Origin of the sequence: Nocardia sp. NPDC059236, from assembly GCF_042754085.1 — a bacterium.
In the GTDB taxonomy this organism is placed as follows: Bacteria; Actinomycetota; Actinomycetes; order Mycobacteriales; family Mycobacteriaceae; genus Nocardia.
Map to the genome: position 1 here is coordinate 144,446 of NZ_JBHZAF010000011.1, position 13,030 is coordinate 157,475.

Here is a 13,030-nt window from a genome sequence, read left to right on the forward strand (position 1 = left end):
CGCCTGTCGCCAGGAACGCCCTCGATGTGCCGCCCCTTTGCTGGACGGCCGTCGTATCCTGGACGCACGAACGGCATCGGTATCGAGGACGATGGCATGAACCCTGCCGCCGAAGACCCCTCGAGCACCCAGCGCCAGGCGACCCTCGGGATCGAGGCGGAGCTGGAGGCCGAGGGTTTCGAAGACGCCGAGCTGATCGGTCGGGGCGGCTTCGGTGCGGTATATCGCTGTGCGGAGCGCGCGCTGGAACGGCAGGTAGCCGTGAAGGTGCTGCGCCCGGAATCGGACGGGGCCGACCTCGAGCGGTTCCTGCGCGAACAACGCTCCCTGGGACGGCTTTCCGCGCACCCCAATATCGTCACGGTATTGCACGTCGACGTCACCGCGACCGGTCGGCCGTACCTCGTGATGCCGTTCTACCGGCGCGGCTCGCTACAGGACGCGATCGCCGATTCGGGCCCGCTCGATTACGCCGCGGTGCTCCGCCTCGGAGTCAAACTCGCAGGGGCGTTGGAAACCGCGCACCGCGCGGGAATCCTGCACCGGGACGTCAAGCCGGGCAACGTGCTGCTCACCGACTACGGCCAACCGGAACTGTGCGACTTCGGGATTGCGCACATGGCCGACGGCGCTTTCGAGACCGGATCGGGAGAGATCACCGGATCACCGGCCTTCACCGCACCCGAGGTGCTGTTCGGGCAGCCGTCGACGGTCCGGTCCGATATCTACAGCCTGGGTGCGACCTTGTTCAGCGCCTACACCGGTCATGCCGCCTTCGAGCGGCGGGAGGGCGAGGACGTTGTCGCCCAATTCATCCGGATCAGCCGGCACTCGGCGATTCCGGTGGAGGACCTCCCCGAGGACCTCGGCCGGCTGATCTCCGACGCGATGGCAAGGCAACCCGAGGATCGCCCGGCCTCGGCTCGGCAGTTCGGGGATGCGTTACGAGAGTTACAGCGCCACAATGGATTCACTGTCGACGAAATGAGCATCCCCGACTCCTCCCCGGAGTTTGACGAGGCCCGCTCGCGCGACAGCGATGGATCGCGGCGAGCGGTCCGACGACCGCGTCACGACATGCCGGCGCTGGTCACCCCGAACACGAGGTTCCGGCCTCCGCATCCGCTGGAGCACCTGATTCGGCGGCCACGCCTGGGCGCGCTGCTGCGACCGGGCGAGCGCCCGCGCCTCATCCTGATACACGCGCCTGCGGGATTCGGAAAGAGCAGCGTCGCAACCCAACTGGCCGAGCAACTCTTCCACGACGGAGCGCAGGTGGCGTGGCTGACGACCGATACCGACGACAACAACGTCGTCACCTTCTGCGCCCATGTGCTCGAGGCGTTGCGTCGCACGGATCCGTCGCTCGGCGGCGAACTGAGCCTGGCGCTCGAGGAAGCCGGAAGCCGGGCCGAACGCTTCGTACTCACGTCACTGATCAACGAACTCCACGAACGCAAACACCATGTCGCCCTGGTGATCGACGACTGGCACCAGGTGACCAGCGAGTCCAGCCGCGCTGCCCTGCGCTTCCTGCTCGAACGGGGCTGCCATCACCTGCAGCTGATCGTGACCACCCGAACCAGGGCCGGTCTCCCGCTCAGCGCGCTGCGCGTGCACAACGAGCTGGTCGAGATCGATTCCACCGCACTGCGTTTCACCGCGGAGGAAACCGGCGCATTCCTGGCCCGCTGCGATGGGATCGACCTGGCATCCGCCGACATCGAGCGACTGACCGAATCCACCGAGGGCTGGATCGCCGCACTGCAGCTCGCCGCACTGTCACTGCGACAGCACGGGCGTTCGGCCGAACTGCTCCACGAGATCTCCGGTCGCCACCACGCACTGGGCGAATTCCTGGCCGAGAACGTCCTGGACTCCCTGGATCCGGCGCTGGTCGACTTCATGATGGACACCTCGATCACCCGCCGGATCTGCGGAGACCTGGCCACCGCGTTGACCGGAACCGATCGCGGCCAAGCGCTGCTGGAGAATGTCGAAGAGCGCAATCTGTTTCTGCGCCGAATCGACGAGACCGGGGAATGGTTCCGCTACCACTACCTCTTCGCCGACTATCTCCAGCGGCGCCTGGAAAGGGATCGCCCCGAACGCCTGCCGGTGCTGCACGCGGCCGCTGCCGCGTGGTTCAGCGAACACCAGATGGTGCAGGACGCGGTCACCCATGCGCTCGCCTCCGGCAATGACCGATGGGCTGCCGAACTGGTGGAAGAGGCCGGTATCGCCCTGCTCGAGCAAGGCCAGATGGCGACCATACTCGCGCTCACCGACCTGCTGCCGCCCGAGGTTTCCGCGCACCGTCCGCACCTGCTCGTCACCATCACGCTGGCCAACCTCGGCGTGCGCCGCGACGCCGCCGCCCGCGAAACGCTCGACAGGGTGTACGCGGCGCTCGAATCGTCCCAGCTCGACCCGTACGAGACGGCGAAGCTCCGCATCCAATGCCAGGTGATCGAGGGCGTCGCCGCCATGCTGCAGGATCGCAGCGAAGGCATCGCCGACCTGATCGAAACTCCCCTGCGGGATCCGGATTCCTTCGAGCCGTGGTTCGCGGCCGGAGCCGCTGTCATCGCGGCATTCATCGACCTGTCGCACTTCCGATTCGACGCGGTCAAGGCGTGCCGGGAACGCGCGGCCGTCTACTTCGAGACCTCCACTGGGCCACTCACGCAAACCTATGCGTACTGCCTGAGTGCGCTGGCGGCGCGGGAACAACTCGATATCCGCACGGCAGAGTACTTCCTGCGAAAAGTGATGCAGCTGGCCATGACCGGACGGAGGACGAGCGGTCTGGCGGCCCGGATGGCCGGAGCACTGCTCGGCGAACTCCGCTACGAGCACAATGACGTGGACGAGGCGAACAGGCTGATCGACGCCGCGCACGAGTTCGCCGCCACCGCCGGAACCGTGGACGTGATGATCGCGGTCTATGTCACCGGCGCGAAAGTGAAGGCCGCCCTGGGAGATCACGAGGAGGCGGCCCAGCGTCTCGACGACGGCATGCGGATTGCCGCCGACCTCGATCTGCCGCGTTTGACCGCCGCCATCGAAGGCGAGCGGATCCGGCAGGGTATCGCCCGGGTCGCGGAACCTCCGCCGAGTCTCGGGCCCCCCGCTGATTCCCCGGCCGAGCCCGGAACCGCCGAGCTGACCCGAGACATCCAGTCGTGCAACCTCATCCGGCGGTCGCTCGCGCTGGGCACAGCTCGATCCGTCACCGAGGCCACCACTGTCGCGCGGGCGCTGACAGAAAAGCTTGTTGCCCAGCATCGGCCCCACGCGCTCATCACGGTCAAACTGCTGCTGGCCCGCTGTTTGTCGATGTCGGGAGACACATCGGCCGGACGCGGTCTGGTCGCGGAGGTCGTCGAGGAATGCGGCCGTGTCGGTCTGATCCGGCCCCTACTCGACGAAGGGCCGGAGGTCTGGGAACTCCTCGACACCGGCGTCGCGCCGGTCTCGAGTCATGCGCACCTCTTCGCCGACGCCATCGCGGTGGAGAAATCCCGCGCGACGGGCAACCCGAGCCCGGCAGTTCTGCCGAAACGAGGACAGCATCAGCACCAGGACCGTCCCCGCCACGACGACGAAGTAGAAGGCATAGAGGATGTAGAGCGTTAGCATCGAAGTCCGGTGATTCTCACTGCTTCACAACATCATTCGCGGAAATCAGCGCACCACCAGCTCGCCCTGCGGGACATCGTCGAAGCTGTTCGTGATCGCCACCTGCGCCGCGGCCGGCAGCGTGTGCATGATTTCCCGGACGCGATCCTGGCGGCGTGTCACGGCCTGCCGGAACGGCATTCCGGGGGTGGCCTGCATCTGCGGAATAATGCCGTCGATGTCCTCGACGCCACCGATGTGGTGACCGGCGTCGACCAGCGCCTGTTCGTGCGCCATCTGTGCTTCGTCCTTCTCCTCGCTCATGCCGATCGGACCGATCATGCGACCGTTGAGGAACTGCTTGACGACCGGTTCTTCGGAGGTGAGCAGCACCTCGCGCGGTCCGAACATCACCAGCTGCCGACGGAACAGCATGCCGATGTTGTCGGGCACCGTGCGGGCGAGGTTGATGTTGTGCGTGACGATCAGGAAGGTCGCGTCGATCTGGGCATTGATGTCCAGGAACAGCTGGCTGATGTAGGTGGTGCGGACCGGATCCAGGCCGGAGTCGGGTTCGTCGACCAGAATGATCTCCGGATCCAGCACCAGCGCGCGGGCCAGCCCCGCCCGCTTACGCATGCCGCCGGAGATCTCGCCGGGCAGCTTGTCCTCGGCGCCGGTCAGACCCACGAGGTCGAGCTTGTCCATCACGATCCGGCGGATCTCGGACTCACCCTTGCGGGTGTGCTCGCGCAGTGGGAACGCGACATTGTCGAACAGGCTCATGGAACCGAACAGTGCGCCGTCCTGGAACAGTACGCCGAACAGCTTGCGAATCTCGTACAGCTCCTTGCTGGTACACGTCGTGATGTCGGTGCCATCGATCACGATCGAGCCGGCCTCCGGGCGCAGCAGACCGATCAGAGATTTCAGGAAGACCGACTTGCCCGTGCCGGACGGCCCGAGCAGTACGCTGACCTCCCCTTTCGGCAGGGTCAGCGTGACGTCCTCCCAGATGGTTTGTGAACCGAACCGCTTGGTCACTCCGACCGTGCTGACCTCGACGCCCATCGCCGCCCTCCTCTGTGGTGCCCGTTACAGTGCACTGTAAATGCTATTGAACACCGTGTCTACACTTCGTGTATGAACTTGCCGTTCACGCACGTCGGCGTACACGCGATCACCATGACCAGTCAGACTGTCCAGACATGAACTAGGGTGACGGAGTGGACAGCAAATCGATTGCGCGCCAACGCCCCCGTCGCCACAGCGGCCGGGGTAGCGCGGAGCTCGCAGTCTTCGCCGCTACCGAGGAACTGCTCCGGGAAACCCCGCTGCAGGACCTCACCGTGGCCCACATCCTCGCCCGCGCGAAACTCTCGCGGGCGAACTTCTACCACTACTTCGCCTCGAAATACGACGTCATCACCGCGATGGTCGCGCGACTGCTCACCGAGAACGCCGAGGAAACGCCCGACTCTCCCACCGAGCCACGACCGCAGACCGCCGAGGACGACATCCGGCACGCATTCGCGGCCTGGTCGGCCAACGAAGCCCTGATCTGTGCCGTAGTCGAGAACATGCATGTCGTCCCCGAGTTGGCGACCGCGTGGAATCTCCTGCTGGACCGCTTCGCCGCAGCACTCGGCCGCGACATCACTCCCGCACACGATGACAGCGATACCGCGGTGGCCGCGACGCACGACTTGATCGCCGCCATCCTGGCCCGAGCATGCGAGCGCGGGTTCTATATCGGGGCGCGGTGCCACGATCGACGACTCCCCGATCCGGGCGCCGCGGTGGACTCCCTCATCGAGCTGGCCGCTATGGCCGCCGGTGCGGATCGCCGACCCGCAAAGCGCCGCAGCCGGAGAAAACCCGCCCCGTCGACCCCGATCGACGCGTCCGTCCTCGCCGGATCAGCGGCGACCGACAGCCGAGCCATGGACCATCCCACGGCGGTCGCGATTCTGGACGCGACGACCACACTGCTCATGGAGCACACGCTGGAACAGCTCAGCGTGGCAAGGATTCTCGAACAGGCGAATGTCTCCAGGGCGACGCTCTATTTCTACTTCGAGAACAAGGACGACGTCTTCATCGCGCTCTTCGAGCAGATCGCGCACGAGATCACCGGTCGATTCAGCACGCTGCTCACCGCGGACCGCAGCGACCGGGCCGCGGTCGAATCGGTTGTCGCGCAATGGCTCGACCTGAACCCCCGCAGCCTCGGTGTGCTGCGCAGCGCCATCTACGAATGGCCACGGCGACCGGAGCTGGGTCGCCGCTACCTCGATGCCATGGCCCGCATGACCGACGGCCTCGAAGCGGTTATCACCGCCGACCGCGACAGCGGCCTCGCCCTCCCCGGCCCGCCCGCTCCCCAGCTGGCCACCGTCTTGATGTGGACCCTCGAACGAAGCATCGCCGGATCACTGGCCGAAGAGTCCGGACTGTCTGACACCACTGCGGTGGCCACCTACCTCGGCAAGCTGTTGGCGTCGGTCATCTACGGCCACTGACGAGGGCCGTGAATCGACAGCAGCCGGATCAGCTGTCTCACATGGGTGGGAGCGCGGTCGCCTGCGTCGGATTGAGCGCGTCCAGCATGAAACTCAAGTACCGGCGTCGCGCTGTCCTATTCAGCTCGACGGCGCTGAGCGCAGTGATCACCATGGCGAAAACATAAGGCACGTCACGCGGTTCGATGTCGGGACGCAGGTTCCCCGCGGTCTGGGCGCGTGCGACAGCGGGGCCGAAGATCTCGTCACTGCGCGCCAGGAAGTCCGCGGTGACCTCCGTCAGGTTTCCGACCGAGTCGGCGAGGCCCCGCTCGCTCTGGACGATGTCGGCCACCCGTTCCGCGACCTCGAGCAAGACGGATCGGGGTAGCGCGTCCTTGTCGAGCTCGGCGAGCATCGGCAGGACTTCGGTGGTGAGGATCCGTTCGTAGACGGCGCGCGCCAAGGCTTCGCGGTTGGGAAAGTGCCGGTACAGCGTCGCCACACCGACGCCGGCTTCACGCGCGATGTGCGCGAGGGTCGCCGAACCACCTTCCGAGGCGAACAGTCGCCTGGCCGCCTCGATGATCCGCGAGATGCTGGTGAAGGCATCTGCCCGAAGCGGTTTCGTCGCCACGCAGACTTCGCTCCCTCTGTTGATGCACCGATGCCGGGGTTGTGACCGAGCCTACCTTGCCACGCGAAATGATAGTTCACTACCGTTTTGATAGCTTACTATCAGTTTGTTGTGGCGGGACCAGCGTGGCCGCCGGGCGCCCGAGAGGAATCCACCATGTCGTCCCTGCTGTACCGAATCGGAAGAACCGCCTATCGGCGACCCTGGCATTTCATTGCCCCGTGGGCCCTGGTCGTGGCCGCGATCATCGGCCTGCTCACCTGCTACCCGCCTCATCTGGGCAGCGAGGTGCGGATCGACGGCACGCCGTCCCAGCACCTCATCGACGATCTCGCCGAGAAGATGCCCTTGATGTCGGGCGGTCAGGGGATCATCGCCTTCGAAACCGACAACGGCTCCCGCATCGACGGCGGCGACAACCTCACCGCGCTCCTGGCCGCTGTCGACAAGGTGTACACGAGCGACCATGTCATCGACGCCCGCAACGTTGTTCGGCAAGAGGCCGCGAAAGGCATGGACAGCCCGACGATCCGGGCAGCCGGCGCACTCGCCGCGTCCGGCCCGCCCTCAGATCACGCCGCCCCGACACCGCTGACCGTCAACGGACAGGCCGTTCCGGGTGTCGTCATCTCCCCGGACCGGACCAGCGCCGTACTGCAATTCCAGTTCGACAAGCAGACTTTCGAGCTTCCCGCCGACACTATCGACAACACGGTGGCGGCGGCGCGCCGAGCCACCGCCGACCACGACATCGCCGTCCTGCCCTCGGCGTCCATGGTCCAGGTTCCGGCCATCGTCGGCGCAGGTGAGGTGGTCGGCGTCGGCCTCGCCGCGCTGGTGCTGCTGGTGACCCTGGGCTCGGTGGTCGCGGCTGGACTACCGCTGGTGACCGCGCTGACCGGTGTCAGCGTGGGAGTAGGTGGCGCCCTGCTGGTTTCGCATCTGGTCTCGTTGCATTCGCTCGGTGCCGTGCTCGGGCTCATGATCGGTTTGGCCGTCGGCATCGATTACGCATTGTTCATCGTCAACCGCCAACGCCGGTACATCCTCGACTCCGGTGCGACCGCCGAGGAGGCCGTCGGGCGCGCGCTCGGAACATCGGGCACCGCAGTGGTTTTCGCGGGCAGCACGGTCGCGATCGCGCTCACTGCCCTGGCCATTGTCCGGATTCATCTGATCACGACCATGGGTATCGCTGCCACCGCCACGGTTGTGATCGCTGTACTCACCGCGCTGACGCTGCTGCCGGCCCTTCTCGGTCTCGCCGGCGAAAGGATCTGCTCGCCGAAGGCACGCCACAAGGCCGCCTTCGCCCAGGCCGCCCGCGCTTCTTCACGCACGGGACGTAAGGTCGCGACCGCCTGGGCAGGTCTGGTGACCGAGCACCGGTTCGTCGCCGCGACCGCGGCATTGCTCATTACCGGGCTGCTCGCTCTGCCCACCACGCAGATGAGTCTCGGATTGCCTTCCGGGGCAAGCTACGACCGGGGAACCGCGCAACGTGAAAGCTATGAGGTGGTGAAAGACCACTTCGGCCCCGGGCTGAACGGACCGCTCATTGTCGTCGCCGATGCCGGTAGCCGATCCGGCCCGATCGCCACCACCGATATCGTCGGGCTGTACCGGGACCTGGCGCAACTGCCCGGCGTGACCTCGGTGACGCTCGGCGCGGTCAGTGACGACGGGCGGACGGTCGTCTTCTCCGTCGCACCCGGCAGCGGGCCGACCGATTCGGCTACCGAGGCGCTCGTTCACCAGATCCGCAGCCAGGCAGCGACATTCGCGAGCCAACGGAACGCGGACGTCGGCGTCACCGGCTTCACGGCACTCGGAATCGACGTCTCCGCGCGCCTCGCCGATGCCCTCCCGGTGTACCTGGCGGTCGTGGCCGTTCTGTCGATCGTCCTGCTGACCATGGTTTTTCGCTCCATCGTCATTCCGATCAAGGCCACCCTCGGCTTCATCCTCAGCATCCTCGCCGCCTTCGGCGCCACGACCGCGGTGTTCCAGAAAGGCTGGGGCCAGCAGCTACTCGGGTTCCACGCCACCTCACCGATCCTCGCGGTACTGCCCATCGTCGCCACCGGACTGCTGTACGGCCTCGCCATGGACTACGAAGTCTTCCTGGTCTCCGCGATGAAGGAATCCCACGCCCACGGACGACACGGCAACGCCGCCATTACCCACGGTTTCGAACAAGCCGCCCGCGTCGTGGTCGCCGCCGCAGCCATCATGACCGCCGTATTCGCGGGATTCGTCTTCAACGACGACCCGATGATCCGTCAGTTCGGCTTTGCTCTGGCGGTCGGCGTCGTCGTGGACGCATTCGTCGTGCGCATGATGCTGGTACCCGCCATCATGTCCATCTTCGGCGACGCCGTGTGGTGGCTGCCGCGTTGGCTCGACCGACTGCTGCCCGATATCGACATCGAAGGCCGCGGCCTTGCCCCCGAAATCACTGATGGCCTTGCCGCACAACAGGATTTGGTTTACTCGAACTCATGAGCGGGTACCACGTTCCGAGGATAAGTCAGGCCGAATCCGCGCTCCTCGACGCTATATAAGCACCTGGGCCGCCGAACCATCCCGTCGGAACGGATACGGCCGGCAGTCCGGGCTGGGAGACGTGACGCTCGGGGGGGTCCAGCGATGCAGGGGCCCTCGGCGGCGTCGAGGATCACCCGTAGGTGGCGGGTCGATGTGGGCGACGAACAGCGTGCTCATCGCGGTGTCGTCGTCTGAGCGTCGCGCTGCTTCGAAGGCGGCGTGCACTGCTGCGAACCGGACCCCGAGGCCGTGATGAGCCCACCATTGTCGGCACCAGGTGTAATGGCCTTCACAATGATTCGCCGCAGTGCGCACGGCCGTGACCGGAAGTAGCCACTGATGGACGAAGTCGGCGTAGTGCGCAAATCGCGGGGGTGGAGGCTGGTGTCCATCAGAGTCAGGTCCGCCCTTCGGCGGCGTCCGCGGCTGGCCGAACCACCCCACCGGCACCCGTTGGGCCGATAACGATTGCAACGGAACATGTGTAGCTCAGGTGCACCGGTGCAACGGTCCGTTGGGGGGCGTCGAGGACGATACGCATGTGGGCGTCGATGTGTCCCAACCCGGGAACGCCGGTGGTATGGGCGGTTCAACCGTCACTGCGGGATGCGCGAAGGCGGTCTGCGTGATCCAGCCGAGGGCGGCAAATCGCGCCGCAGGCAGTGTTCCGTCGAGCACAGTGGGAATCGGTGTGATCAGCGATGAACGGGAGCGTGTAGATGCGGAGATCGTCAAGGTCGATGCGTCGGCCGCGACCTGTTCGTGTTCACGACGCCGAGGGTGCGTAGCAGTAGTCGCGCGCTGGCGTCCTCCACGTGGTTCACGGCCGTGCCGGCGAGTGCGGAACGCACGACGGCCAGGGTCGCCCCGGCGACGAATGTGACCGCGGTGTCGAAGTCGTCGGCTACGAACTGGCCGGACTCGACGCCGTGGACAAGTATGGGACGCAGGTAGCCCGCGACGGCCGCGCCGAAAAGCTCGTCGGCGTGATGAAGGTTGACGAGGATGCGGGCGAGCTGCGGATCCTCGGTCGCGAGGCGGACGAACATTCGGTGCGCGATGGACACGACGACGACGGGGTCGTCCTCGTCGCCGATAGCCCCGAAAACACGGTCGGCCAGTTCGCTGACGACCTCTGTGAACACGGCGTCGACAAGCGCGGCTGTGTCGGGGAAGTGACCGTAGAACGAGCCGAACCCGACGTTCGCAGCAGCCGTGACATCCCGGACGCGCAACCCTGCCACGCCCTTTTCCGCTATCAGCGCGCGGGCAGCGGCGATCAGCGCAACACGGGCGGCCTCCTGCTTCCGACGTACTCGCGGGGAGGGTACGTGGTCTCGCCCACGTTCCGTGGCGGTCATGCCGTCATCCTAACTTCAGCCGTTCTCGAAAGAAATTTCAATCTGGAGCATATGATCAAAAAATTGTTACGCTGCTCACGTCCCCGATGAAAGGCACCGATCATGGCCCTGGCGAACACCCTCGACGCTTCCGAGGCGCAGGCGCGCCTCGCCGACTGGCTTGCCGGAGTGCTGCCACACGTCACCGATCTCGCGGTGACCGATGTGGTGGTGCCACAGGCCAGCGGGATCTCGAACCAGACCGTTCTCTTCGCAGCCATCTGGACCGAAGACGGCCGACGCCGGAGCAATGACCTGGTTGCACGGCTGTTCAGCGACGGCCTGGGCGTCCTTCCGTCGTACCCGCCCGCGACCGAGTACGCCGTGCTCACGGCCCTGCGGAGTGGAGCCGACGTCGGCGTTCCGGGCCTGCGATGGTTCGAGCCGGACAACGCCGTGCTCGGCGGGCCGTTCCTGGTCATGGACCGGGTCCCCGGCCGGACCGCAGCAGACGACCCGCCGTTCACCAGACAGGGCTGGGTCCTCGACCTCAGCGAGGCGCAACGACGCGAGCTCAACGACAACGCGCTGCGGGCGCTCGTTCGTGTGCACCAGGCGCCGCCGGAGGTCCTGGACGACGTGCCCGGTCTGCACCGCGGACTGAGCGCCCAACTCGCGCTCTACGAGGACTTCTACGATCGCGTGCGCGGTGAGAGTCGCATCCCGACCATCGACGCGGGCATCGACTGGGTTCGCGACAACCTGCCCGACGAACCGGAGACACTGGGCCTGAGCTGGGGCGACGCGCGGCTGGGCAACCTCCTGTTCGCCGACGACCTTTCCGTTGCCGCCGTGCTCGATTGGGAGATGGTCGGACTCGGGGCGCCTGAACAGGACCTGGGCTGGTGGCTCTTTTTCAACCGCCATCACACCGACGGGATCGGTGCACCTCTGCCATCGGGACTGTACGACCGCGACGAGACCATCGCGCGTTATGAGGAGCTGGCCGGTCGCACAGTCAGCCGCAGCGACGTCGACTTCTACGAGGCGTTCGCTGCCCTTCGTACTTCGGTGATGATGGTCCGCGCCGCCGCGATCATGGCCGAGGCAGGACTGCTGCCGCCCGAGAACACGCTCGCCGCCAGCAACCCGATGCTGCACTTGCTCAGCGTCCTCACCGGCGTCCCCGCACCCTCCGAAGCCAGCAGCCACTTCATCGGCAACCGCTGAACGCGCCATCCGACCCCACTCGAGGAGAATCATGACCACCGCAGACACCTCGGAAATCCCTGACGTCGTCGAGCACGACGAGACATCCGAATGGGCTCACGAATCCGACGGCACCGAATGGTGGCAGGAAGGTGTCGCGATCAGCTGGCGCGACCCACACGCCGGTATCGGCGGCTTCCTCCGGATCGGCCACGAACCGAACCACGCCGGCGGTCTCACGGTCGTCACCGGTGGCGTAGTGACCGACACCGGCACGAGCTTCCGTCGAAACTCCACCAGTCCACTCGGCCCGCGCGACCGGCTGACCAACGGCTTCGGCGCCCTCGACGGCGCCTATCGCCACACTTACGACGGCGGACTCCGAATCGAGGTCGACGACAACGAATTTCACGCCGACCTCGTCGTCGACGACTTCTACGCCCGCACCGACTTCTTTCCCAAGGACGCCGGCAGCCTCGTCGACGAAATCGCGAGCAACCACTTCGAGACCTCCGGCCGGATCACCGGGCAGGTGACTCTCGACGGGCGGACATTCGAGGTCGACGGACTCTGCCACCGCGACCACAGCTGGGGGGTGCGCCGATGGGAAACGATCCTCAACCACCGTTGGTGCCCAGTAACTTTCGGGCCGGACCTGTCGCTCGGGTGCATCGTCTGGCACGCTCTCGACGGGTCCCTGGGCGGCTACGGGTACGTGGTCCGCGATGGAGTGGTGACCCGAACCCAGGACGTCCACGTGCTCCTGGAGATGGAGGCCGACGGGATGAGCGCCGCCGGCGCGACCGCGACGATCGGTCTGCCCGACGGCGACCGCTACGTCCTCCGGCTCGACCCGGGGCCCGTCCTCCTGAGCGAACACCACGGAGTCGCATGGGTCGACGCAGTGGGCTCCGCCGTGCTCGACGGCAGAGTCGGATTCGGCGATCTGGAGTACTCCACCAACCCTCGCGCCGGCACCGGGCCCGTAACCCGACTCCTCCGCGGTCAGGTCGGCCAGGGGCTGCAGCGGGCCGCCGGATAGTCATCCCAATTACGGCGTGACCGTCATCGGCGGCAATCGGCATGCGCCTAAACGCGAGTCGTCGTTCACTAGCAAAGAAATGAACCCCAGTTCTTTCTGGGGTCCATTCCTACATCTGGCTACCCGCTCGATC

General features: G+C 66.1%; 9 protein-coding genes. 5 read left to right on the top strand and 4 right to left on the bottom strand.

What is annotated here, in order from left to right:
- Positions 1-96 precede the first annotated feature (96 nt).
- Positions 97-3,639 (top strand): protein kinase, encoded by a 3,543-nt coding sequence (locus ACFXIV_RS27710; protein ID WP_379399129.1) that lies wholly within the window; start codon positions 97-99, stop codon positions 3,637-3,639.
- A 48-nt stretch (positions 3,640-3,687) separates the two neighbouring features.
- Here ACFXIV_RS27710 and ACFXIV_RS27715 read toward each other — a convergent pair whose 3' ends face one another.
- Complete coding sequence (locus tag ACFXIV_RS27715) at positions 3,688-4,692, bottom strand: ABC transporter ATP-binding protein (RefSeq protein ID WP_379399130.1); 1,005 nt, start codon at positions 4,690-4,692, stop codon at positions 3,688-3,690.
- A 155-nt stretch (positions 4,693-4,847) separates the two neighbouring features.
- Here ACFXIV_RS27715 and ACFXIV_RS27720 point away from each other — a divergent pair, with 155 nt between their 5' ends.
- Positions 4,848-6,143: a TetR/AcrR family transcriptional regulator gene (locus tag ACFXIV_RS27720; protein WP_379399131.1), complete on the top strand. Its 1,296-nt coding sequence runs from the start codon at positions 4,848-4,850 to the stop codon at positions 6,141-6,143.
- Between the two features lie 37 nt (positions 6,144-6,180).
- Here ACFXIV_RS27720 and ACFXIV_RS27725 read toward each other — a convergent pair whose 3' ends face one another.
- Positions 6,181-6,759 (bottom strand): TetR/AcrR family transcriptional regulator, encoded by a 579-nt coding sequence (locus tag ACFXIV_RS27725; RefSeq protein ID WP_379399132.1) that lies wholly within the window; start codon positions 6,757-6,759, stop codon positions 6,181-6,183.
- A gap of 156 nt (positions 6,760-6,915) precedes the next feature.
- On the opposite strand from ACFXIV_RS27725, the gene ACFXIV_RS27730 reads away from it, so the two are divergent.
- Positions 6,916-9,264, top strand: coding sequence for an MMPL family transporter (locus ACFXIV_RS27730; RefSeq protein WP_379399133.1), 2,349 nt, complete (start codon positions 6,916-6,918; stop codon positions 9,262-9,264).
- A 51-nt stretch (positions 9,265-9,315) separates the two neighbouring features.
- On the opposite strand, the gene ACFXIV_RS27735 is transcribed toward ACFXIV_RS27730, so the two are convergent.
- On the bottom strand, positions 9,316-9,756 hold the full coding sequence (locus ACFXIV_RS27735; RefSeq protein ID WP_379399252.1) for a DUF4913 domain-containing protein: 441 nt from the start codon (positions 9,754-9,756) through the stop codon (positions 9,316-9,318).
- A 281-nt stretch (positions 9,757-10,037) separates the two neighbouring features.
- Complete coding sequence (locus ACFXIV_RS27740) at positions 10,038-10,667, bottom strand: TetR/AcrR family transcriptional regulator (protein WP_379399134.1); 630 nt, start codon at positions 10,665-10,667, stop codon at positions 10,038-10,040.
- A 102-nt stretch (positions 10,668-10,769) separates the two neighbouring features.
- On the opposite strand from ACFXIV_RS27740, the gene ACFXIV_RS27745 reads away from it, so the two are divergent.
- Positions 10,770-11,876, top strand: coding sequence for a phosphotransferase family protein (locus tag ACFXIV_RS27745; RefSeq protein WP_379399135.1), 1,107 nt, complete (start codon positions 10,770-10,772; stop codon positions 11,874-11,876).
- 31 nt (positions 11,877-11,907) lie between these two features.
- On the top strand, positions 11,908-12,897 hold the full coding sequence (locus ACFXIV_RS27750) for a hypothetical protein (protein WP_379399136.1): 990 nt from the start codon (positions 11,908-11,910) through the stop codon (positions 12,895-12,897).
- Positions 12,898-13,030 lie beyond the last annotated feature (133 nt).